The following is a 22741-nucleotide window of genomic DNA, read 5'->3' on the forward strand; positions in this document are numbered from 1 at the left end:
GCCGTCACCGACCGCTGTCGACGGCCGCGGGGATCCGCTCGATCAGGTCGGTCGCGACGATGCCCGTCCCGTACTCGTCGGCCGCGAGCTCGCCGGCACGGCCGACGATCCACGGGGCGAGCCGCGCGGCCTCGACCAGACCGAGGCCCTGTCCGAGCAGCGAGCCCACGACGCCGGCCAGCGTGTCGCCGGTCCCGGCGACGGTCATCGCGGGCGTCCCCTCGTCGTTGACGAAGCGGTCCTCGCCGTCGTAGATGACGTCCTCGGCGCCCTTCGAGACGACGACGGCCCCCGTCGACTGGACGAACTCGTCGAGCGAGCCGTGTTCGTCCTCGATGCGGTCGACTTCCGCGGAGTCGGGCGTGAGGACCGTCCCATCGAAGTCCGCGCCCAGCGCCTGCTCGATCGCCGTCGCGTCGACCACGGTCGGCACGTCGGTCTGATCGACAATCTCCCGGATCGCGTCCGGGTGGGGCGACTCCAGTCCGGGGCCGACCACGAGCGCGTCGCTCCACTCGGCGAGCGTCAGCACCTTGCTGACGGAGTCGGCGGTGAGCACGTCGCCGGTGAACCGGTTCGTGAGCACGTTCGGCGAGAAGCCCGCGACGACCTCGATAGCGGCCTCGGAGGTGAGGACCTTCGTCACGTCCGTCCCGGTCCTGAGCGACGCCAGCCCGGCGAGCGCCGGCGGGCCGGCGAACTCGATGCTCCCCCCGACGATGCCGAGGCGCCCGCTGTCTCCCTTGTCGGCGTCCGGACCGCTGTCGAGCTTCGCCAGGAGCTGATCCATGCACCCGGTTGGATCCGCGCACTCAACAGTGCACGGCCGGCAGACGAGCGCGGCCCGAGAAATCTCCCGCCTCAGTGGCGCTCTCGCCCTCAGCGGTTGGCGTCGAACCACTCGACGGCGAAGTCCACGAGCGCCGGCTGGCTGACCAGCCGCGAGTCGGCGGCGCCGACGGTCCCGCGCTCGACGGCGTCCTCGCGTTCGGTCTCGAAGGCGGCGCCGACGTCCTCGAAGTCGGAAGTGTCGGTCGCGAAGTCCTCGTATTCGATGCGGACGGTCTCACCGTTCTCGACCACCGGCGCGTCGTTCCTGACGGTGTCTTTCGGGAACTCGCCGCGGTACTCGGCGAGGTGCAACGAGGTGTTCGTGCCGTACCCCGTCCCGAGCATCAACACGTCACCGTCGCGCTCGTAGATGCGCGCGAGCGGCGAGCGCTCGCCCAGCCCGTAGTCGTAGTGGTGGTCGGCGACGATCGCCTCGGCGTCGGCGCCCCACGCCGCGAACGAGAACGTCGGGTGGCGGCTCCTGACCGTGTCCGGATAGCCGCGGAAGCACTCGGGGATCACGCCCACTGCCCGCGAAGGGGTGCTCTCCGGTCGGTACGGCGGCCGCTCCTCGTGGATCGTCTCTATCCAGCCCTCGGGGACCGGGGGGTTCGACCACAGCCGCGGGTCGGTGTACTGGCCGGTGTGCGTCGGGACGACGAGGGTTCCGCGCTCGGTCACGGCCTCGCGGAGCGCGTCGACGACCGCCTGCGCGTCGCCGCAGACCCACCCGAGGGCGCTCAGCGAGGAGTGGACCAGCAGCGTGTCGCCGGCCTCGACGCCCAGGTCGCGGAGGTCGTCGACCATCGACGACACCGTCACCGGCTCGTCGACGCTGTCGACGGCTGCGTGTTCGCCCATGGCCCGCCTTCGGGCAGCGCGAAGTTGAGTGTTGCGCGACGACGGTGACGAGAACGCGGAGAAACGTCGAAACTCGCCGGTCAGCCGGCGGTCGCGACCTGCACCGCTGTGTTCGATCCCGACGCGGTCGCGTTCCCGACGAATGCCTCGTCCCCGGCGAAGACCGCGACGGTCTGGGAGTCGACGCGGACGAGCCGGTAGGCCGTCTCGCCGCTCGTCGGTTGCTCGGCCTGCCAGTCTTCGAAGGCGGCCGCGAACTCGTCGGCTTCGCTGGAGTTGTCCCATCGAAGTGCCCACGCGAAGCCGCGTTTGCTCTGGTTGTCGGCGTGTTGCAGGCGCGCGATGTGGTCGCTGCCCCAGCCTTGCGCGGCGGTCGACGCCATCGAGCGGTTCAGCTCCGCGCGCAGCATCGTCCGGACGACGACCTCGCCTTGCGTGTCGTAGTGGTTCGAGATGTCAGTCCACGTCTCGCTCGTGTTGACCGCGAGCGTGAGGTTCCGTTCCGGTTCCTCGCTGGGCGTGTACCCGTGGATCAGCTGTTCGGACGTGACCGGCGTCGGCGTCGACTCGTCGTAGAGCCAGGAGACGTTCCGCGGGCTGTCGACCTGCGAGTGGATGTACTGGGAGCCGTAGAGGTATCGCGCGCGGAACAGCCGGCGACCGGCCGGCCCCTCCTTGTACTGCTCGCGCAGCTCCTGGGTCTGGTTCCACGAGGTGTTCATGTACTGGTCGACGTACTCGTCGGTGACGTAGACGGAGGCGCCCTCGACGAGGCCGGCGGCGACCTGATTGGAGTCGGTGTCGTCGACGAACTCGTCGAAGCCGGTGGTGTCGGCCACGTCGCTGTGGAACTGCATCCAGTGGACGTACTCGTGGGCCAGCATCGTCTCGAGCTGGCGCTCGCTCGCGTTCTTCGGCATCACAACGACCCCGTTCCGGCTGGTCTTCCCGTGGTAGACGCTCGTGTTCACGAACTCCGAGCCGTACCCGAACGTCTGGTAGAACGGCTGGGCGGCGAGCTGGTCGTTGTAGCGTTCGAGGCCCGGCATCTCCTCGCGGACGTACACCGTCGGCGGCTCGACGTCCGTGCCGAGCAACTCCTGCACGTTCGCGTAGACGGCGTCCTCGTCGACGGAGAGGTTCCCACCGCGGAGGGCCACGTCCGGCGCCTCGGAGTCGTTGGGGCTCGCCGTCGGCGTCTGCGTCGCGGTCGCCGTCGGCGTTTCGGTCGGCGTGCTGGTTGCCGTGTCAGTCGCCGTCGCCGTGTCTGTCGGTGTCTCGGTCGGCGTCGGACTCGCGGTCGGCGACGCCGTCTCGGTGGGGGTCGCCGTCGGCGTGGGCGAGTCGGTAGCAGTCTCGCCCGCGTCGGTCGCTTCGTCGCTCGTCGCTGTCGGTTCGTCGGTTGATACGTCGGTCTGTGCCGGCGTCGCCGTGTCCTGCCCGCCGAGGAGGCTTCCGCAGCCGGCCAGCAGGAGGAGGGCGGCGACGCCGACGGTGGCTACTGTCCGTTTCATCGTGGAGACCGCTGGAGGGCGGTTCGTCTCGGGTGTCTCCTGCACGGAAGGTAGGCGTTACGGTCGATCGAGACGGCCGCCGACGGCCTCAGGCGCCGTCCTCGAACGCCTCGGCCAGCGCGTCGAGTTCCTCGTGGTGTTCGGTGGTGTGCGGCGCGGTCAGCGGCGAGACGCTCACGTCGCCGTCGACGACCGCCCGGCGGTCGCTGCCCTCGGGGTCGGGGATGTCGCCCTCCGCCATCTGCTCCCAGATGCGGTCGTGCAACTGGATCGCGCTCTCGTCGCGGGTCGCGGTCATCTGGTAGACGTCGGACGGGACGGTGACCTGCATCCCCGCCGGCCCCCACTCGGCGACCGGCGCGTTGACGTTGAGGTAGTCCGCCTCGTCGAAGACGCCCGTCTCCGGTGTGTGCTCGACGAGGAACTCCGTCGCGCGCGCCGCCTCCGCGTAGCTGTCGGGGTCGACCTGCACGTCCTCGTAGGCCGCGTCGTCGCGGACCGGAATGTACATCGAGACCGAGATAGCGGGCACGTCGAAGAACGTCGCCTCGACGGCGGCGGAGACGGTCCCCGACCGGCCGAGGACGTACGACCCGAGATTAGCTCCCTGGTTGCACCCGGCGACCACGATGTCCGTGTCGGGCGCGAGCGTCCCCAGCCCGGCGACGGTGCAGTCCGCGGGCGTCCCCTCGATGGCGTACCCGAGGTCGTGCTCGCGGACGGTCACGTCGTGCGAGAGCGACCGCCCGACGGCGCTCTGGTCCTCAGCAGGGGCGACCACCGTCACGTCGCCGAGGTCCGTGAGCGTGTCGTAGAGCGCGCGCAAGCCCGCGCTCTCGATCCCGTCGTCGTTCGTCAGGAGGATCGACGGCTCGTCCATACCCCTCCTGTCGCCGGTACGGGCAAAAGCGCACCGACCCTCGAAAGTAGATGTTTCTGTTGGAGTCTCCTTGCTAGTAGTATTCGGAATCGCTACTGCAGTGTCCGCTGAGGGTAGAACGTTCTCGGCACACTCGCTAGCAGTAACTGAGACCGCGACCGCAGGGACCAGCAGGCGATGAAAGCCCTCGGCGGGCTCGCGGTCGCTGAGGCGGGATATCCGCGCTCTCGGCACCGCCCGCGCGGATAGTGCCCGCTCAGGCGACTACCGGCGCGAGCCCGCCTCGCCCTTCCAGTCCGCCAGGAACTACGACCGTAACAGCGACCACCCCGAACAGCCACCGCAGACGGCCACACGCCTCCCCAGCCGATTCCTTCGCTCGCAGTGCTCGCTCAGTCATCCCTCGCACGATGCCGTCGCGTCTGGCGAAAGCGAAGCTCTCGCTGACCCTCGTTCGCGTCGCTCACGAGGAAGACAAGACTCGCGACAGCGCGCCATCTCGGTTAGTCGACCAGTCTCAGAACGGGACGCGGTCGACCACGGTCTCGCCGTCGACGACGAGGTTGTAGGCTTGCTCGTCGTCGTTCCAGAGGACGAGGACGTTCTCGAAGGAGAGTACGTCGCCGTAGTCGGCGGTGCGCAGGTCGGCGTTGAGCATCGACTCCTCGGTCAGCACCGCGAAGTGGTCGACCTGCTGGCTGCCGTCGCCGATCCGGAACAGGTCGTTGCCCCCCTCGGAGAGGTCGTGGCTGAGCTTCGCGGCGTAGTAGTTCATCCGGTCAGTAACGTGGTCGTCGCTGTCGGCGAGGCGGGCGACGCGAGAGTCGTCCGGTGTGAAGTCCACCCGTCTGCGACCGTCGCGCCGGAGGAACGTGTAGGCGTACTGCACGTCGACGTTGACGAACTCGCCGTCCCGGCGCTCGGGGCCGTCGAGCCCCGATTCGCCGGGGTCGCCCTCATCGAGGCGACGCTGGAAGGGGGGGACCTCGACGTCGGGCTTCACGTCGAACGACCAGCAGTCGTCGTCGGGCGTCACGCCCGGCCAGAGCCGGACGGTGGGTCCGTAGATAGTGAGCGGTCCGCGGTCGGCGACCGCCCGTTCGACCTCGCGGAGGCCGATGGCGGTGTTTCGGTCCGCCGGCGCCAGCCCGACGATGGTCCCCTCGGGAGCGAGCGCGTCGGCGTATCGCCTGACGACTGCCTCGGGGTCGCCGAGTTCGCTCAGCACGTTCGAGAAGAGGATCAGGTCGAAGCCCGCCCGCTCATCTTCGTTGCTGCCGGCTTCCCCTTCCCCCGCAATCCACGCTGTGGGGTCGAACGACTCGGCGGTCTCACGGTGGGTCGTCGTGTGGAAGTTCCGGCCGCTCCCGTCGAGCATCGCCTCCAGCACGTGGGCGGCGTCGCTCGGCTCGACGGCGTGGTAGTCCACCAGCGCGTCCTCGGGGACGAGGTCGGACAGCCCGAGCGCCGGGCCGCCGACGCCGGCACCCACGTCGAGCACGCGGAGTCGCTTCGGGACGAGCCCGTCGGCGATCAACTCCGCGAGGACGTACTGGGCGACGGCGTAGTAGTCCGGCAGGTGGTAGACCCCGTAGGCGAGCGCCGTCTCGCCGTCGTACTCGACGTCGCGCTGGTGGTAGTAGTCGTCCTTGATCGCGCGGATCCGCTCGCGCAGGCGGTCACCGGAGTCGCCGTCGGGCCAGCCCGCACCGTAGCGCTCGACGAGGAGGTCTTCGAGCACGCGGCCGTACTCGGTCGGGAACGACTCGACGCCGTGGAACACCGTCGAGAGCGGCTCCTCGTCGACGGGTTCGAAGGTACCGTCCTCGCGCTCGACGAGGCCGAGGCCGACGGCGGACTCCCGGAGCACCTGCTTGACTGCCGCGGGATGGGGCTGGCCGTCGACGTACTCGTGGATCTCGTCGGGGTCGATCGGCCGGACTTCCCGGAGGTACTTCGCGTTCGAGCGCACCTGTTCGCGCTGGTCGCCGTTCATTGGGACTCCTCTGGCGAGTCGGGCGCGTCGTCCATCGCCGGCGGAGCTTCCACGTCGGCGTCTCGATACAGTTCCGCGAAGCGCTCGCTGTCGGCGTCGGCGATCTCCCGCGCCGCCGCGGCGACGCTCTCGGCACCGTCGAAGGCGGCCTGCACGTCGGCGTAGACGCCGGCGTCGTTGCCGGTCACCGTCTCCAGCACGTCGAACAGCGCCGCGGAGACCGGCGTCTGGAACTCGTCGGCGACCGGCTCGGCAGCGAGGCCGAACGCCAGCACGGCCGCGTGGGCGCGGGCCTGTACGGTCTCCATCGCGCGGTCGTGCTCGCGCGCCGTCGTCTCGAAGCAGTCGTTCCCGGCCTCGGCCAGCGCCGCCCGGATCTCGTCGGTGATCGGCCCCGGTGCGTCGGCGACGACCGCGACGTTCCCGGGAGCGTTCGCGGCGGCGAACAGCGGGTGGAAACTCACCCGTTCGAGGTCGGGCCCGGCCGCTTCCATCGCGTCGACGGCTTGCCGCATGACACCGGTCACGTCCACCAGCGCGCGGTCGGCCCGGTCGGCGTAGCTCTCGACCGCCGACTCGACGGCGGGGATCGGCACGGCGATGGCGACCGCGTCGAACGTCTCGTCGGTGTCCGTCGGGACTGCCCGGGCCGAGAAATCCTCGACGGAGTCAGCCGCCTCGCGGGCGACGCTCGGGTCGGCGTCGGTGAAGGCGATCGACGGCGGGTCGGGCGTTCCAGCGGCGAGCGTGCGGGCGAACCAGCGCCCCATCTCACCGGCGCCGACCACGAGCAGGTTCATGCGGCGAGGCTACTGTGCCGCCTTCCAAAAGCCGTTCGGTCACCGCTGTCCCCGCCGGGTCCGGCGGTGTGCCAATCCTTCGCAGTCTGAAAACGCTTATCAGTCGGCCCCGAGATGTCCGACCCATGAGACGCGTCCGCTTTCGCGATTCCGCCGGCAACGTACGCGGGGGTCGGTGGACGACCAGAGACGGGGAGGACGTCGTGACCGCAGCCGCGGGTCCGTACGGGCGCATCGCGTTCGGCGACGAAACGTTCGACCCCGAGGAGGTCGACATCCTCGCGCCCTGCGAACCGACGAAGATCATCTGCGTGGGCCGCAACTACGCCGACCACGCCGACGAACGCGACGAGGAGGTCCCCGACCGCCCCCTGCTGTTCATCAAGACGCCCAACACCGTCGCGACCCACGGCAGCACCGTCACGCTCCCGGCGGGCAAGGAGCGCGTCGAGTACGAGGCCGAACTCGGCGTCGTCATCGGCGAGCAGTGCCGGAACGTCCCCGCCGTCACCGCCGAGGACGTCATCGCCGGCTACACCTGCTTCAACGACCTCTCGAACCGCGACGATCAGGACGTCGAGCAGAACTGGGTCCGCGGCAAAGCCTTCGACAGCGCCGCGCCGATCGGCCCCGTCATCGCCACGCCCGAGCACCTCGCCGACGACGCGACTATCGAGGCCCGCGTCAACGGCGAGACCCGCCAGTCGTCGACCATCGACCGGATGATCTTCTCCATCCCGGAACTCATCGAGGAGATCACGAGCTACATGACCCTCGAACCGGGCGACGTCATCGCCACCGGGACGCCTGAAGGGGTCGGCCCGCTCTCCGACGGCGACGAAGTAGAGATCGAGATCGAAGACGTCGGGACGCTGCGACACTCGGTCCGAGTCCCCGAGTAATGACCGGTCGGCACAGGTCGGTGATACTTCTCTGCGCTTGTCTGCTGCTCGCCTCGACAGCCGGTTGTCTGTCGAATATGAACGCCGAAAAGCGGGCGCTCGACGCCGAGGAGGCGTACCTCACCGCGCAGTTCGAGAACGCCTCGTGCGTCGAGAGCTGGGACACGTACAGTCCGGTCGTCGAGGAAGAGACTTCGATCATCAATCGGACCGGCGACGGGACCTACGTGGAAGTCAAACATCCGTACTCCTACGGGACCGAAACCGACGAGGCCGACGACGCCTCGGAGGCCGTCTACCGCGTCACCGCCGAGAACGAGACGCGAGTGAGCGGCGACGAAATAACGCCCTGCTGAACTGGGTCGGGCCGGCGGTGCAGGCGCTCAGACGACGTACTCGTCCTGCCGGATCTGCACGTACTTCCCGTCGCGGAAGCCCCGCTTGGTCCACCTGTAGTCGGCGAGGATCTGCAGCGCAGTCCGCCCGGACCGGACGGCACCGAACCAGTCGTAGCCGCCCCGGTTTTTCATCGCCCGTGTCGCCGCGAACACGCGGTCCCAGTCGTCGGGCTCCCAGCCGCGGACGACCTCCGCGAACGTGACGTTCCGGACGATCTCGTCGCCGATCGCCTTCTTCCAGCGGCCGTTGTAGGCCATGAGCCGGTCGTTGGCGGCGAGTTCGCCGGCGATCTTGCCCGTCCGGACGGCGACGTGGTCGCCCCCCTCGTGGAACGCCGACGTGGTGCCCATCGCGCCGCCGACGACTGCGATACCCGCCGCGGTGGGCGAGTCGATCGGCTGCGTCGAGGAGATGGGATAGGCTTCCGTCCCGCCCGATTTGCCCCGGTCCTCGACCAGCGGGAAGTCGTCCAGATCGTAGCCGGGATACTCGCGTTCGAGCAGGCGGCGGAGGTAGACGGCGCCGGCGGGGATCTGCTCGTCCTCGGGGTCGAGGAGGGCGTAGTCCTCGGGGTTCGCCACGTCGGCCAGTTCCAGGTCCATCGGCATCGTCAACCCGACGCGGGCGACGTTGTCGTCGTTCGGGAAGATCCACGGATACGCGGTGTGGCCGGGGATGAGGCCCCACCAGAACTTGATGTGGGCGGGGTCGAACAGCTCCTCGGGGATGCGGCGGTGTTCCTGGTAGGCGATGTGGTTGGCTTCCTTCGGCCCGAGGTACTCCGAGACGCTCCGCCTGCCCGGCAGGAACTGGTCGAGCACGCCGGTCGTGACCGTTCGCTGGGGCCCGTCGGCGAGGATCAGGTACTCGGCGCCGATCTCCTCGCCGTCCGCGAGCGAGAGCGTGTGTCGGGGGTCGCCGGACAGATCGGTCTCGACGTCGGTGACGCTCGCGCCGACGCGGTAGGTGCCGCCTGCCTCCTCGGCGCGGTCGCGGAGCCAGTCGTCGAACTTCGCGCGGTGGAAGGCGAACCCGAAGTGGTCGTACGAGGAGTCGATGCCTGTCTCTTCGAGCGTGACCGATTCCGTCGGGCCGATGAACTCGGCGCCGTCGAGAACGCTCAGGATGACGTCGTCGGGGATCTCCTCGACGGGGATCCCCATGATGTCGACCCAGTAGTCGAGCATGCCGGCGGCGTCCGTCGAGTCGGGGCCGATCCGGTCGCGGTCGGCGCGGGGGACGCCCTTCTCCACGACGAGGGCGTCGGCGCCCTCCCGGGCGGCCGCCCACGCCGCGGAGGTGCCGGCGGGGCCCCCGCCCACGATCGCTACGTCTACGCGGTCCATACCCCTACCCCTGCTTCGGCGGAGTATAAATCCCCATCTCATTCCTCCGCGCTCCCGGTCGAGGGGGCCGCTCGCACCGTCGAGCGGCCGAACGGTCAGCCCTATCACTCCCCTCGTCCAATCGCCGGCGATGCCAGACCTGATGGAGACGTTTCTGAAGAACCGCTGGATGGTCCAGCCCAACCACGCCAACTCCCTCGGAACCACCCACGGCGGGAACGTGCTCAAGTGGATGGACGAGGTGGGCGCGATGTCCGCGATGCGCTTCGCCGGCCGCGACTGCGTCACCGCCCGGATGGACCAGGTCGACTTCCTCCAGCCCATCCCCGTCGGCGAGACCGCCCTCGTCGAGGCCTACGTCTACGAGACCGGCCGCACCAGCGTCCGCGTCCGCCTGCGCGTCTTCCGCGAGAACCCCCGCTCCGGCGAGCGCGAACTCACCACCGAATCGTACTGCGTCTACGTCGCCATCGACGACGACCGCGATCCCGTCCCGGTCCCGGAACTCACCGTCGACACCGAGGAGGGTGAGCGGCTGCGCGAGGAAGCCCTCAACGGGGACAACAAGGAGAGCACGGCGTAGCGGTACCAGCCCGGAGACGATGTCTCGCGTGTGCGTGGACTTTTCCCCCGACCCGGCGTAGCCCGACGCATGACGCTGGACGTCGACCCGCCGGACCCACCGGAACTGGAGACGATCGACCCGAACGAGTACGACGACGCGCAGGTCGTCGACGACACGGACTACCGCCGCGAGGAGCTAGAGGAGTACCTCCGCGACGGCGCGTGGGACCGGGCGTTCCAGCGGTGGGCCGACGGCACCGACATGGACGAGACCACCTTCGCCATCGTGGCCGACCTCGACCTGATCGAGCGATTCGACTTCTTCTGGGACTCCTACGCCGAACGGGTCGGCTACCACGCCCCGGGACTCCCCGAGGACTGGAAACACCGGGACATCCACCCCGACCTCGACTCGTGGGGCACCGTCTCCGCCATCAACGCCGGGCTGACAGAACTCGGGCAGGAAGTGTGCGACGTGCTCAAAGACGAGTACATCGAGTGGGAGACCGAGTACGAAGCCCCCGACGATCTCCCTGATTTCGACTGAGCGACCCGGTTCCGAAGCGACGCTTACTCCCGCGGAACGGCCACGTTACGCATCCGTCCGCCGCAATCCGGACAGGAACTGATCGTCCCGTCGGTCGTCACCCTGTTCAGGCAGTCCCTGCATTCGTAACGCGATTTCTTCGCCGTGTACGGATCTTCGCTGAGCATGCGATAAATATTGACATGCGTCAGCAAAAGCGTTCCTTCAAGGCAATACTAGGTGTATAACTCCGATAAACCACACCAAACGTCCACCTTGTCTCGGTCCCGGTTGCGAATCCAGACTCGAACCCCGGTCAGCGTTCGAACTCGCCCGTGAACCGGTGGCGGTCGAGAACGTGACCGTCCAGCGCGGATTCGAGTTTCCCGCGACCGGCGCCCGCCTCGACGTCGAGGGTCGTGTCGACGGCGTAGGTCGTGAACCGGTAGGTGTGGGCGCCGTCGTCGGTCGGCGGTAGCGGGCCGCGGTAGCCGATCTCGCCGAAGTTGTTGGTCCCCTGTCGCGCGCCGTCGAGCGCGTCGACGGTCTCCTCCTGCGGGATTCCCTCGGGAATTTCCGTCGTGTCAGCCGGAATGTTCCAGACAATCCAGTGGTCGTACTCGTTCGCGTCCGGGTCGTCGAGGACGAGCGCCAAAGTCTCCGCGCTCGACGGTACCGATTCGACGGTCAGCGGCGGCGACACGTCCTCGCCGACGCCGGTGTACTTCTCCGGGATGGCTCCGCCCGCCTCGAAGGCCGCGGGCGAGACGACCAGCGGATCAGAGCCAACGGTCCCGGCGTCAGTACCGGCCGTTTCCGAGTCGTCGGATGTCCCGCCGTCCGTCTCGGCGGGGGACTCGGAATCGCCGTCAGTCGGGGACGCGGAATCGTCGTCGGTGGCCGTCGATTCGCCGGGGTCGGACGAACAGCCGGCGAGGGCGAGCGTTCCGGTCACACACAGCAGTCGTCGTCTGGAGAGCATGCTCGACGGTACGACCGGTCGTCCTTTCAGCCTGCGGGTCCGCCGACGGCGAGTGCGCGAAATTAATTACCCCCGGTCACAGATGGTGCAGTATGACAACCATCGTCCCCCCGCGAGAACGAGAGTGCGAACGCTGCGGCCGAACGGACGTCTGGGACGACGATGCCGGCACCTGGCGCGTCGTGACCGACGACGACGGCGACCGCCTCGCCGGCGACCCCTTCTGTCTCCACGAGTGGGACATCAACGGGACGTACAATCCGCTCGAAAAAGGCGCCTGAATCCGAATCTCTCGAGAATTCTCCGCGGTCCGTCGGCGAGTCGTCGCAGAACGGTGAGAGCCAGGGCAGGGATTTGAACCCCGGGAGTCTCGATTACAAGTCGAGTGCTTGAACCGCCCAAGCTCCCCTGGCGCAGTTGCTCCTTACTCCCCCTCCTTTGAGTGGGTATCGGTTTCCAGCGATTTTTCCAGTTGCACTCGGTGGACGTCGTAGCCGTGCCGACGGTAGAATCGCCGGGCGTCGCGGTTGGTCGCCATCGCTTCGAGCGCGACCGTATCGGCGCCGAGTTCGTCGAGTCGCCGCTCCGCCGTGGTCAGTAGCTCGCTGCCGACGCCCTCGCCCCGGTGGCCGGGGCGGACGTAGAGGTTCTCGACGACGCCCTGGGTCACTTCCATCTCGTAGCTGCCGCGGTCGAGCGTGAACATGACGAAGCCGACGGTCTCGCCGTCTTCGACGGCGACGAGAAGCCGCTCGGTCACCGCGTGGCGCGCCAGTTCGTCGGCGACGGCGCTCCGGTTTCGCTCGGCGAGGACGTGCGAGTCGTACTGGGTCTGCTCGTCGGCGAGTTCGGCCCACAGGTCGGTGACGGCCTCCGCCTGCTCCACCGTCGCGAACTGGATCTCCATCTGGGAAGTCGAACACCGCCGACGACCAAATCTCTTCGGCCGGGCGGACGCCAGTTGGAACCGGAGCCGTTCAGATGTCCCGACAGTCCGAACAGAGCAGTTGCCCGTTGAACGGCGATAGGTCGCGGGAGAGCGCGCCGCAGGCCTCACAGAGCGACTGATCGGTGAACCGTCCCTCGCCGCCGGCCTCAGTGGCTGCTTCCCCCCGCCCGGCAGAGACGCCCGCGACGGCGCGATCGCGGGTGTCTGCGGTCGGGCCGTTGGCGGTCGGTGCGAACGGCGAGGCAGACATCAGGTCGTGCTCCGAGAGGACGCCGAGGAGGTCCGACCCGTCGGAGACGAGCACGTGCTGGGTCGCGAGCGCGGACATCTCGTCGGCCGCCTCCCCGATGGTCATCCCCGGAGCCACTGTCGGCACGGCGTCGGTCATCGCATCGGACACGTCGGGCCGCTCCCCCTCGGCGCCGACGAACGCTTCCAGCGCGTCCCGTTCGGTGACGACCCCGATCGGCTCGGACCCGCGCAGGACGACGGCGCTGTCGACTTCCTCTTCCAGCAACAATGCGGCCGTCTCCCGGAGGTCGTCCGACTCGCTGACCCCGACGAACTCCCGGTCCATCACCTCCTGGACGCTCACGTCTCGTTCCATGTGGGGACGTTTCACACACTGCGTCTAAAAGCTACCTGCACCACCCTTAAGGCGCCGGACGGCGTAGATCTGGGGCCTCAGCGCGGCCGTCCGAACCCGAAACCATCGCCGATCAGACGGTCGATTCGGCGTCGGTCGTCGACCAGTCGACGTGGACCTCCTCGCCCGTTGCGCGGCACTCTTCGAGCGCGTGTTTGGCGGCCATGCCGGCCTCCTGGGCGACTGCGCCGCGGCCGACGCCGACCTTCAGTTCGACGTCGACGGCCTCACGGACGTGCGCGACGGCGTCCCGGTAGTCAGTGGGGTCCATCTCCGAGCAGACGGCGATGATGTTGTCGCCGCCGACGAAAAAGGAAAGAGAGTCGTACGCCTCGCGCATGTAGCGCATCAGCTCGGCGTAGCCCTGTTCGATCTGGATGAAGGTGTCGAACTCGTTGAGTTCGTCTGTGTACTTGCCGGTCGCGTCGACGACGTCGAAGTGGGCGATCTGCAGGTCGTCGTCCGTCCGGTACTCCTCCTCGATGGCGCGACCGCGGAGGATCTCTCGACGGGACTTGTCCTGGGCGCTGCCGGCTTCCTGGAGCTGTTCGGTGGCGGTACCGAGCGCTTCCGCGGGGGTCGTGCCGGTCGCGACGCTGAGGCTCATCGTCACCGGGTAGCGGTTGCCCACCGATTCCTGGATCAGGGCGTGGTCGTCGACAGTCAGCCCGTTGGTCACCGCGACCATGTTGTCGAACCGGGAGAAAAACACGTAGCCGCCGCGGTTGCCGACAAGTTGCGACAGATCCGCGTAGAGGCGAGACTGGAGCGTCTGGAGGTCGACTTCCCGCCGCGGCTCGGGCGTGACCGTCCAGGGGCCGTAGTTGTCGATCTGGACGTGCGTTACCTGCGTGTTCGTCACAGTACCGGCCCGTTAGACACCTGCCTGTATTGGTCTTTCCGTTCCGGATCTGCCCGGATCCCCTGCCGAGTCCGAGACGCCAAGCGACGACAACCCGATCGAACCGCTCGCGTTGCCTTCACCCGTCGGCGTTCGGCGTCGCTTACGACCCTTGTTCGTCGTCCCCAACGACCCGTTCGTCGTCGACGGCGAGTTCGACAGTTCCGACCAGCGAGTCGTAGCGGACGACCCCGGTCGCCGTGAGCTTTGGCAGGTGGTCCTGGAATATCTCGCGGCGGACTGCGTCTGCGGCGTCGTCCGGTGCCTCCTCGACCGGTTCGTCCCGCTCGGTCGCCGCGACGTGTCGCGCCAGATCGGAGACGGGGAGCGCCCGATCGCTCTCTGCCAGCCGGGACAGGACGAGACACCGCCGGTCGTCCGCCCGCAGGTCGGCGATCACCGAATCCGGCAGCGCCGTCCCGTCGCTCGCTCCGGTCTCACCCTCAGGTGTCACGAGCGACCCCTCCCTCGGCCCCTCGCTGGCAGTCGATTTCGAACATGATCGTTGGAGATCGATCTACGGGCCAACCGCATTAGTATGTGTCGTGATACCACACGAACTCGGCTGATTGGGTGGCGACAGCCGGACGACTCGCCGTGATATGTGGTATGGCACCAATACCCGCTGCGGTACCTCTTTGGGTTATCCGGGAGACGCGGGCAGTATGCAAGTCGTCCTGCTGACCGCCGGGGAGGGGACCCGGATGCGGCCGCTGACGGAGTCGCTGCCCAAGCCGATGCTGCCGGTCGCCGACCGACCGCTCGTCGCCCACGGCGCCGACGCCGCCGTCGACGCCGGCGCCTCCGAACTGATCCTCGTCGTCGGCTACGAGGCCGAGGCGGTCAGGGAGTACTTCGGCGAGGAGTACCGCGGCGTCCCGGTCGAGTACGCCGTCCAGGAGGAGCAACTCGGCACCGCCCACGCCGTCGAGTGCGCGAGCGAGCACCTCGACGGCCCGTTCGTCGTCCTCAACGGCGACGACCTCTACGACCGTGCGAGCGTCGACGCGCTGCTGTCGGCCGACGGCCCCGCAGTCGGTACCTACCGGGTCGACGACCCCACGAGCTACGGCGTCTTCGAGGTCGAGGACGACGTCGTGACCGGTATCGTCGAGAAGCCGACCGACCCGCCGACCGACCTGGTCAACGTCGGCCTCTACCGCTTCCCGGCCGAGGCCAGCGAGTGGCTCGACGTCCCCCTCAGCGAGCGTGGCGAACACGAGATCACCGATGTCCTCTCGAAAGTCATCGCCGAGCGCTCGGTCACCACCGTCGAGGTCGAACGGTGGCTCGGCTGCGGTCGACCGTGGGAGCTGCTGGAGGCCAACGAGTGGAAACTCGGCGAACTCGACCGCGACGTCCGCGGCGACGTTCACGAGGACGCCGACCTCCGCGGCCCGGTCGTCGTCGAGGAGGGCGCGACGGTCGACGCCGGCGTCGTCGTCGAGGGACCGGCGCTGATCCGCGAGGGCGCCGAAGTCGGCCCGAACGCCTACGTTCGCGGCGCGACGCTCCTCGCGGAGGACACCCATGTCGGAAACAGCGTCGAGATCAAAAACAGCGTGGTGATGGCGGGGTCGCACGTCCCGCACCTCTCGTACGTCGGCGACAGCGTCCTCGGCCGCGACGTGAACTTCGGCGCCGGCACGAACGTCGCGAACCTCCGCCACGACGGCGAGGACGTCCGCTTCACGGTCAAGGGCGACCGCGTCTCGACGGGCCGCCGGAAGTTCGGCGTCGTCGCCGGCGACGGCGTCAAGACCGGCATCAACACCAGTTTCAACCCCGGCGTGCGCCTGTCCGCCGGCGCGACCACCGAGCCCGGCGAGTCGGTCACGCGGGACCGCTGAGCCGTCCCTGCCGACGCTACCGTCGTCCGAACGTCTTTCCGGTCCGTCGAATCGATACTCCCCGGCCAGCGTCCGCGGCGACACGACGGTCGATGTATGCGATTAAGTAGGTCCGTGTCTACGACTGTGACACGATGGTGGATCCGACCTCCGACCTCAACGAGGACGTGGACGAGGACGAGGCGCCGACGTGCGCCGTCTGCGGTGAGACGCTGGTACAGGACCCCGACCACCGAGTGACCACGCGTGTCGCCGACGGCGAAGTCGAAACGACGCACTTCTGCAGCGACGCTCACCGCGACGAGTGGACGAACTGACCGGCGACCGACTCCCCCGCTCGCGGACTCCTCTCGACGCACCGCGCCCGCCGGAGAAACACTCTTGTAATCGCGATCTCGATCGATATCGACTGGATTGAGACGAGGGCCAACGTGAACTGGGGTTCCTCCTATCTGACTGTTCGTCCACTATCGTCGCCACGTTCGACGGCTGTCGATGACTGGAGATTCGAACTCTCAGAACCTATCAGTCGATATACCGCTGAAATCGTCGATCGGTTCGTTACCAGACGGATCTCGGATACGTTTCGAAGAGCCGAACGGCGTCGCTCCGTTTCCTCCACACTTTAGTACAGGCCAGCAGTAGCCGGCGGCATGGGACGCGATTATCGGGATCTGCACGATCCGAACGCGGAGTACACGATGCGCGAACTGTCCGCGGAGACGATGGGCGCCACGGCCAAGCGCGGCGGCGGTCGCGACGTCGAGATCACCGACGTCCAGTGCACCATGGTCGACGGCAACTTCCCGTGGACGCTCGTGCGCATCTACACGGACGCCGGCATCGTCGGCACCGGCGAGGCCTACTGGGGCGCGGGCATCCCGGAACTCATCGAGCGGATGACGCCGTTCCTCATCGGTGAAAACCCACTGGACATCGACCGGCTGTACGAGCATCTGGTCCAGAAGATGTCCGGCGAGGGCTCCGTCGAGGGCGTCACGGTCTCGGCCATCTCCGGCATCGACGTCGCGCTGCACGACCTTGCGGGCAAGATCATCGAGGTCCCCGCCTACCAGCTGCTGGGCGGCAAGTACCGCGACCAGATGCGCGTCTACTGCGACTGCCACACCGAGGAGGAGGCCGACCCCGACGCTTGCGCCGACGAGGCCGAGCGCGTCGTCGAGGAACTGGGCTACGACGCCCTGAAGTTCGACCTCGACGTCCCCTCCGGCTTCGAGAAGGACCGCGCCAACCGCCACCTCCGCCCGGGCGAGATCCGCCACAAGGCAGAGATCGTCGAGAAGGTCACCGAGCGGGTCAAGGACCGCGCCGACGTGGCCTTCGACTGCCACTGGACGTTCTCGGCCAACTCCGCCGAGCGCCTCGCCGAAGCCATCGAGGACTACGACGTCTGGTGGCTCGAAGACCCCGTTCCGCCGGAGAACCTCGAAGTCCAGAAGAAGGTCACCGACGACACGACGACGCCGATCACCGTCGGCGAGAACCGCTACCGCGTCACCGAGCACCGCCGACTCATCGAGGACCAGGCCGTCGACATCATCGCGCCCGACATGCCCAAGATCGGCGGCATGCGCGAGACGAAGAAGATCGCCGACGTCGCCAACCAGTACTACGTGCCCGTCGCGATGCACAACGTCTCCTCGCCGGTCGGCACCGTCGCGAGCGCCCACGTCGGCGCCGCCATCCCGAACTCGCTGGCCGTCGAGTACCACTCCTACGAACTCGACTGGTGGGAAGACCTCGTTCAGGAAGACAACCTCATCGAGGACGGCTACATGACGGTCCCCGAGGAACCCGGCCTCGGCGTGACCCTCGATCTCGACACCGTCGAGGAGCACATGGTGAAGGGCGAAACGCTCTTCGACGAGGCGTAACCGCATCGATTCGTCGGAGCCGGATTTTCAACATTCGACGGATCTCACACCGATCAAATCTCGACTTCGGATTCTCACCCATCGGTCCGGTATTCGTCGAGCACCCAGTCGTACTCGGCAGTGAACTCGGTCGGGGACGCGTAGAACGCGTCCTGGACCGCCTCCAACCCGCAGTGTTGCTCGACACCCGCGAGGAGCGCGGTTCCGACCCGATAGGGGAGACGCTGCCCGCCGAACAACATCGTGAACAGGCGATCTCGCGGCACCGCCTCGTCGCCGAGCCGGTCGCGGAACGAATCGTAGCGTGCCACGAGTTCGGACAGGCGCTCGTCGTCCTCGATCACCCGATAATCCGCAGCGACGACGTGGTCGCGCTCGCCGATGGTCCCGTCCGCCCGCCGGAGCGGGAGCGGCGTGTACGTCGCGAACGCCTCGCTGTGGACGACCGTGTTGAAGACGGTCCGCTGCCCGTCCCGGGTCTCGAACGCCTCGGGGCCGACCTCTCGTTTCGAGTGGTGGACCCGCTCGTAGAGGACGTGGGAACACTCGTGGGCCGACGTATAGAGTAACTCTCGCGGCGCGTCGTGGAACAGCGGCGCGTTCAAATTGAGGTAGGCTCCGGTTTCCCCGCCGACTCCGTAGTCGTAGCCGATCCCGAGGTGGACCGTCACGTCGTCGTGGGCTTCGCCGGGAGTCACCCGTTCGAGGGCTCCCCCGACTCGCTCGACCCACGCCCGCTCGTTCGCCTCGACGTGATCGAGCAACTTGCGGATCCGCTCGCGGTTCTCGTCGAGGCTCTCGACACCGGAGAACACCGTCTCCGCTCCGTCGACCGCACGGCGAACCGCCTCCGGAGTCAGATCGCGACCGAGTAACTCGGCGTGCTCCCGTACCACCTCGTACGCCGGGTGGTCCCAGACGTTCCCGAAGGAGGCGTCTCCGTCGACCCACGAGAGAAACCGCTCGGCGCCGGAGGTCTCTATCCGCATGGAGGCAGTACCGGAGAGACCTGCAAGTGTTTTCGGGTGGGGCCGAATGGACCCCGTCCGTTGCCTGCATCGCCTGACACTACGGTCGGGGGAGACCCACTCAGTCGAGGAAGAACCGTATCAGCGCCTCGTAGCCGGGCGCGGCGTCGTCGGGGGCCTTGTCGAACCACTCGACGTCCGACCGTTCAGCGAAGTTCCCGGGACCGGCAGCGCCCTCGCCGCCTTCGGACGATGGTCTGCTCTGGTTGTCCGGTCCCATCTCGTTGCCTTCCATGCCCCGGAGCGGCGAGGCGCCGAACGCGACCGAGTAGCCGACGAGTTCGCCGTCGCCGGACTCCGGTCGAGTTACGGTTCGGATGACGAGTTCGGGCGCGCCCACGTCGATGGGCGTACCGAGCGCCTGCTCGCTCCAGCGGTCGGCGGCGATGGCCCAGTCCTCGTCGACGCCGACGGGGCCGTTCGGGAGCGTCCAGCCGTCGACGTGTTCGGAGTCGACGAGCAGCACTCTGCCGTCGCGATCCCGCACGCCGACGACGACGAGGCCGCTCTGGTCCTCGGCGCCTTCCGCTACCGCCTCGTACTCGGCCCGGTCGACGACGCGCTCCTGCTCGCGGAACTCGACGCCGGGGACGTCCCGGAGCGCCTCCGGGTCCCTGATGCCTGTCATGGTCTGACAGTGGCAGGTGCGGTACATAAATCCTGTCGGGTACGCGGCTTCCGTCGGTCGGTCCGCTGTCGGTGGATAGTCTTCGTCGGGCGCCCGTGCCCGGCATCGAAACGCTCAGGGCCGTCGCCGCCGCGCTGTCTCGCATGCGAACCATCGACGAAGTCCACGTCGTGCCGCTCGGCTACGAGCACGACCGGATCCTCCGCCCGGTCCGCAAGCACGATGCGGACGTGGTCTACCTCCTCGCGCCCGACGGCGAACACACCCCGCTGACCCCCTACCAGCAGGCGCTCGTCGAGGAACTCGAGGGCGACGGCCGAACGATCCGCTACCGGCAGACGGATCTGGACGACCTCTACGACGTGCTCGCGGTCGTGACGACGGTCGCGGCCGACCACGAAAACGACGTCGTCCGCGTCAACGTCTCCAGCGGCGGGAAGCTTGCGGCCATCGGCAGCGCCATCGCCTGCATGGCGACCGACGCGACCGCCTACTACGTCCGCGTCGACGAACACGTCCCCAATCTCGAATCGAACCCGCGTACGCGCGGGATGAACGACGACATCGTACTTCCATCCTACCCGATCGAGGCCGTCTCGCGGGACCAGGTGGCGATCCTCGACTATCTGGAGACGACCAACGACGAGACCTACACCGCCAAGAAATCCGACCTCATCGAGTACGCCGAGTCCGAGCGCCTCTCGTTCATCGCGGACGCCGACCCGGCAAACGACAAGGCGAAGTTCGCCCTGCTCAACGCCAACGTCGTCGACCCGCTCGCCGAGGACGGGTACATCGCCGTCGAGCAGGTCGGCCGCCAGAAGCAGATCCGCCTGACCGAGACCGGCGAGAACGTCCTCCACGCGTTCCGGCACAAACTCTGAGGGATCGTGTTCACCACTGCCGTCGGTTAATCTGGTACGTATAGTATGAGTAGTATCGATACTATAGATGGTACCTCGATAGAAGTTACAAACTATCCACTGCTACGCTCTAGTGCGCGCAGTGCGGTGAGCCGGACGGTGTCGTGGCAGCCCTGTTCCGTCCCTCCGACGCTTCGGCCCTCCCCCCGTCCGTTGCCGGACTGCGCCGCTGGTGTATCGAGCAGACAAGCGCACTGCCTCTGACGCGATCCGGCGACCGCCCCGTCGGCGGTCGCCGTTATTTCGAGCCGCAGTTCGCGTCTCGCGACGACCTCGAGCGTAGTCCCGCGTCTCGCGGAACCGATGGATCGGTCGGCCCACGCGCAGGCCGGGTGAGTGTCGTCACGGCCGTCTCTGAAATCCGTCGTGGTGCGCATAATAGCGCGTATTACGCGATTAATGTACCGGATAACTAACACTCCAACCGGTGGATCACCGGTGGGTACGGACAATGGGTGTCAAACGACGTTCCCTGATCAAGATCGCAGCCGGGATCCCGATCGGAGTGGCGCACCGTCGAGTTCCCGAGAGTACTGAAGCGCGGCTCGAAAGCCGTGTCGGGCCGATCGGGTACGGAGGCATCTCACCGAGAGACGCTCGTTCGGCTCCCCCGCCGACCGCTGTCGCCGGTAGCACCGAATCGGCGACCGACGACGGGGCGGCCGGATCGGACGGCCGAACCGGCGGCGCCACCGGATACGGGGCGCCAGCTTACGGGACTCCCCAGGAGTGACCGAGATGGTCGAACGCACACCGAACCACGACCTACGGAAGTACGAGCCCGGCGAGACCGACTGGACGCATTCGCCCGACATGCAGACGATCGAGGAGCGACTGGTCGTGAGAGACGAGGAAGCGAACCGCGACCGGTACACGCCGCACGAGGCCGCGACCTTCATCGCGACCGATACGGGCGCCGTATACGACGGCGACGGGGACTCGTGGACGTCTGCGACGAGGGGTGTCGACAGGGTCAACGCCGACCAGGTTCACTCGAGCAACGGGTTCATTCACGGTTGCGCGCTCGACGACCGTGCGGCCGGACGCATCATGGATCCGGCGCCGCCGAGCTGGCCGAAAGCGATGCCGAACCACGTCGCCACGTATCCGATGCGCGAGACGCCGGTCGTCATGATCCACAGCGAGGGGAGTCACATCGAGGAGTACGAGGAGCTGTACCCGCGGATGCGCGAACGAGGGCTCCCCTGGATGATGGGCGCGACGCCGGCGCGTCTCGAGAAAGACGTGAGGCAGCTCATCGACACCGACCAGCTCAAGGAGATGCTGTTACACGGCTGTGAGGTCTCCCTCTACACGGGGAGCGGCAACATCGACGACGGCGGTCGGTTGATCGGACCGAATTCCAACAGCGACGGGGTCGAGACGATGGACGACCTGTTGCGAATCGTCCGCGAACAGAAGCGCGACCTCGAGGCGAAGGGGTTTCCGGTAGCTCATCTCCAGCCGAGACAGGGGCAGGGATTGAACATCGGCGAATTCGACGAGGCGCAGTTCTACGCGGTCCGGTCGCTGTTCGCCGCGTCGGGCCACGGCTGGGCGACGCACGAACTCAAACACTCGGCGACCGCGTCGATCGCCAAACACGGCCAGAGCTCGGCCATCATCGAGCGCAGCGACCAGGCGACCGCGGCGGAGGCCAAAGAGATGATCGACCGACTCATCAAACGGCCGAAAGGCCGCCTGCGACTGTTCTTCCACAGCCACAAGGTGGAGGACTGGCCCCGCCTCGACGAGATATTCGACTACATCGTCGAGCAGCGAGATGCGGGCAACCTGCACGTCGCCTCCTCGACGGGTGGGATGCTCATCCCGTGGACCCTGCCGGAGGGAGACATCGTTCAGGAGTCCTCGCCGAAGTTCGAGTCGTTCGAGGACAGTTTCTGGCATCCCTTCGGAAACGAGGCGACCGTGGAGAACTTCGGCGACGACCCCTACTGGAGTATCGGCGCACTGCACGGCGAGAAGCCGTCCGGGGGGTTGCGCGCCCGAGACGTACAGCTAAACCCGCAGTTCACGACGATGATGGTCCAGTTCGACGCGCGCGCCCCGCTCGGGTCGGCCGCCGTGTCCGTCCGCGCGGACTCTTTCGAGAACTTCCCCCGAGCCGAGCGGAGCTTCTCCGTGGATCACAACTGGAACACGGTGTACTGCCCCGTCGGCGTTCCGCGGGGCGACACCGGGCGAGTCGACATCAAGACCAAGTGGGAACTCGACATCTGGACGAGCGCCGACGAAGTCCACGTGAAGAACGTCAAAATCTACCCCTGCTGACGCCAGCCGGTCCGATCCTCCACCGTCA

General features: G+C 67.6%; 25 protein-coding genes and 1 tRNA gene. 10 read left to right on the forward strand and 16 right to left on the reverse strand.

Annotation, left to right across the window (positions count from 1 at the left end; all coding sequences use genetic code 11):
- Positions 1-4 precede the first annotated feature (4 nt).
- The 6 genes from AB2U09_RS17505 to AB2U09_RS17530 form a co-directional block, all read right to left on the reverse strand.
- On the reverse strand, positions 5-790 hold the full coding sequence (locus AB2U09_RS17505; protein WP_459194017.1) for an NAD(P)H-hydrate dehydratase: 786 nt from the start codon (positions 788-790) through the stop codon (positions 5-7).
- Positions 791-879: 89 nt separating this feature from the next.
- Positions 880-1692 (reverse strand): AAC(3) family N-acetyltransferase, encoded by an 813-nt coding sequence (locus AB2U09_RS17510; protein ID WP_459194018.1) that lies wholly within the window; start codon positions 1690-1692, stop codon positions 880-882.
- Between the two features lie 80 nt (positions 1693-1772).
- On the reverse strand, positions 1773-3206 hold the full coding sequence (locus AB2U09_RS17515) for a hypothetical protein (RefSeq protein ID WP_459194019.1): 1434 nt from the start codon (positions 3204-3206) through the stop codon (positions 1773-1775).
- A gap of 88 nt (positions 3207-3294) precedes the next feature.
- Positions 3295-4086, reverse strand: coding sequence for a 5'/3'-nucleotidase SurE (surE, locus tag AB2U09_RS17520; protein ID WP_459194020.1), 792 nt, complete (start codon positions 4084-4086; stop codon positions 3295-3297).
- A 517-nt stretch (positions 4087-4603) separates the two neighbouring features.
- On the reverse strand, positions 4604-6082 hold the full coding sequence (locus AB2U09_RS17525; protein ID WP_459194021.1) for a small ribosomal subunit Rsm22 family protein: 1479 nt from the start codon (positions 6080-6082) through the stop codon (positions 4604-4606).
- On the reverse strand, positions 6079-6882 hold the full coding sequence (locus AB2U09_RS17530; protein WP_459194022.1) for a prephenate dehydrogenase/arogenate dehydrogenase family protein: 804 nt from the start codon (positions 6880-6882) through the stop codon (positions 6079-6081). Before AB2U09_RS17530 ends, AB2U09_RS17525 begins: the two co-directional genes overlap by 4 nt.
- A gap of 125 nt (positions 6883-7007) precedes the next feature.
- On the opposite strand from AB2U09_RS17530, the gene AB2U09_RS17535 reads away from it, so the two are divergent.
- Positions 7008-7784 carry a fumarylacetoacetate hydrolase family protein gene (locus AB2U09_RS17535; RefSeq protein WP_459194023.1) on the forward strand — a complete coding sequence of 259 codons (777 nt, stop codon included), beginning with the start codon at positions 7008-7010 and terminating at the stop codon, positions 7782-7784.
- 77 nt (positions 7785-7861) lie between these two features.
- Positions 7862-8140, forward strand: a complete 279-nt coding sequence (locus AB2U09_RS17540; RefSeq protein ID WP_459194024.1) for a hypothetical protein — start codon at positions 7862-7864, stop codon at positions 8138-8140.
- A gap of 27 nt (positions 8141-8167) precedes the next feature.
- Here AB2U09_RS17540 and AB2U09_RS17545 read toward each other — a convergent pair whose 3' ends face one another.
- Entirely contained in the window at positions 8168-9529 is a 1362-nt protein-coding gene (locus AB2U09_RS17545; protein WP_459194025.1) for an NAD(P)/FAD-dependent oxidoreductase, read from the reverse strand.
- A gap of 130 nt (positions 9530-9659) precedes the next feature.
- On the opposite strand from AB2U09_RS17545, the gene AB2U09_RS17550 reads away from it, so the two are divergent.
- Entirely contained in the window at positions 9660-10112 is a 453-nt protein-coding gene (locus AB2U09_RS17550; RefSeq protein ID WP_459194026.1) for an acyl-CoA thioesterase, read from the forward strand.
- A gap of 69 nt (positions 10113-10181) precedes the next feature.
- Positions 10182-10640, forward strand: coding sequence for a DUF7992 family protein (locus AB2U09_RS17555; protein WP_459194027.1), 459 nt, complete (start codon positions 10182-10184; stop codon positions 10638-10640).
- A gap of 23 nt (positions 10641-10663) precedes the next feature.
- Here the strand turns inward: AB2U09_RS17555 and AB2U09_RS17560 are convergent, their stop codons facing one another.
- Together AB2U09_RS17560 and AB2U09_RS17565 are read right to left on the reverse strand one after the other, a co-directional pair.
- The gene (locus AB2U09_RS17560) at positions 10664-10807 is read right to left on the reverse strand and encodes a rubrerythrin-like domain-containing protein (RefSeq protein WP_459194028.1); all 144 of its coding nucleotides are present in this window, start codon (positions 10805-10807) and stop codon (positions 10664-10666) included.
- Positions 10808-10935: 128 nt separating this feature from the next.
- Complete coding sequence (locus tag AB2U09_RS17565) at positions 10936-11601, reverse strand: YbhB/YbcL family Raf kinase inhibitor-like protein (RefSeq protein WP_459194029.1); 666 nt, start codon at positions 11599-11601, stop codon at positions 10936-10938.
- A 92-nt stretch (positions 11602-11693) separates the two neighbouring features.
- Here AB2U09_RS17565 and AB2U09_RS17570 point away from each other — a divergent pair, with 92 nt between their 5' ends.
- A complete protein-coding gene (locus tag AB2U09_RS17570; RefSeq protein WP_459194030.1) occupies positions 11694-11882 on the forward strand; it encodes an HEWD family protein in 189 nt (62 codons plus the stop codon).
- A 58-nt stretch (positions 11883-11940) separates the two neighbouring features.
- Here the strand turns inward: AB2U09_RS17570 and AB2U09_RS17575 are convergent.
- The 5 genes from AB2U09_RS17575 to AB2U09_RS17595 form a co-directional block, all read right to left on the reverse strand.
- Positions 11941-12014 (reverse strand) — tRNA-Thr (locus tag AB2U09_RS17575).
- 11 nt (positions 12015-12025) lie between these two features.
- Positions 12026-12508 carry a GNAT family N-acetyltransferase gene (locus AB2U09_RS17580; protein WP_459194031.1) on the reverse strand — a complete coding sequence of 161 codons (483 nt, stop codon included), beginning with the start codon at positions 12506-12508 and terminating at the stop codon, positions 12026-12028.
- Positions 12509-12578: 70 nt separating this feature from the next.
- Positions 12579-13157: a CBS domain-containing protein gene (locus tag AB2U09_RS17585; protein ID WP_459194032.1), complete on the reverse strand. Its 579-nt coding sequence runs from the start codon at positions 13155-13157 to the stop codon at positions 12579-12581.
- Between the two features lie 112 nt (positions 13158-13269).
- Positions 13270-14058, reverse strand: a complete 789-nt coding sequence (locus tag AB2U09_RS17590) for a GTP cyclohydrolase III (protein WP_459194033.1) — start codon at positions 14056-14058, stop codon at positions 13270-13272.
- A 142-nt stretch (positions 14059-14200) separates the two neighbouring features.
- A complete protein-coding gene (locus AB2U09_RS17595) occupies positions 14201-14551 on the reverse strand; it encodes a DUF7344 domain-containing protein (RefSeq protein WP_459194034.1) in 351 nt (116 codons plus the stop codon).
- Positions 14552-14762: 211 nt separating this feature from the next.
- Between AB2U09_RS17595 and glmU the strand changes: the two genes are divergently transcribed.
- The 3 genes from glmU (at position 14763) to AB2U09_RS17610 (ending at position 17842) form a co-directional block, all read left to right on the forward strand.
- Positions 14763-15947 (forward strand): bifunctional sugar-1-phosphate nucleotidylyltransferase/acetyltransferase, encoded by a 1185-nt coding sequence (glmU, locus tag AB2U09_RS17600; RefSeq protein WP_459194035.1) that lies wholly within the window; start codon positions 14763-14765, stop codon positions 15945-15947.
- Between the two features lie 134 nt (positions 15948-16081).
- Positions 16082-16264: a DUF7576 family protein gene (locus tag AB2U09_RS17605; protein ID WP_459194036.1), complete on the forward strand. Its 183-nt coding sequence runs from the start codon at positions 16082-16084 to the stop codon at positions 16262-16264.
- Between the two features lie 336 nt (positions 16265-16600).
- Positions 16601-17842 (forward strand): mandelate racemase/muconate lactonizing enzyme family protein, encoded by a 1242-nt coding sequence (locus AB2U09_RS17610; protein ID WP_459194037.1) that lies wholly within the window; start codon positions 16601-16603, stop codon positions 17840-17842.
- A gap of 74 nt (positions 17843-17916) precedes the next feature.
- On the opposite strand, the gene AB2U09_RS17615 is transcribed toward AB2U09_RS17610, so the two are convergent.
- On the reverse strand, positions 17917-18831 hold the full coding sequence (locus AB2U09_RS17615; protein ID WP_459194038.1) for a hypothetical protein: 915 nt from the start codon (positions 18829-18831) through the stop codon (positions 17917-17919).
- Positions 18832-18931: 100 nt separating this feature from the next.
- On the reverse strand, positions 18932-19498 hold the full coding sequence (locus AB2U09_RS17620) for an NUDIX hydrolase (protein WP_459194039.1): 567 nt from the start codon (positions 19496-19498) through the stop codon (positions 18932-18934).
- Between the two features lie 143 nt (positions 19499-19641).
- Here AB2U09_RS17620 and AB2U09_RS17625 point away from each other — a divergent pair, with 143 nt between their 5' ends.
- Together AB2U09_RS17625 and AB2U09_RS17630 are read left to right on the forward strand one after the other, a co-directional pair.
- Positions 19642-20382 carry an HFX_2341 family transcriptional regulator domain-containing protein gene (locus AB2U09_RS17625; protein WP_459194040.1) on the forward strand — a complete coding sequence of 247 codons (741 nt, stop codon included), beginning with the start codon at positions 19642-19644 and terminating at the stop codon, positions 20380-20382.
- 777 nt (positions 20383-21159) lie between these two features.
- On the forward strand, positions 21160-22713 hold the full coding sequence (locus AB2U09_RS17630) for a polysaccharide deacetylase family protein (protein ID WP_459194041.1): 1554 nt from the start codon (positions 21160-21162) through the stop codon (positions 22711-22713).
- Positions 22714-22741: the final 28 nt, after the last annotated feature.

The organism is Halosimplex yunnanense, from assembly GCF_054504345.1.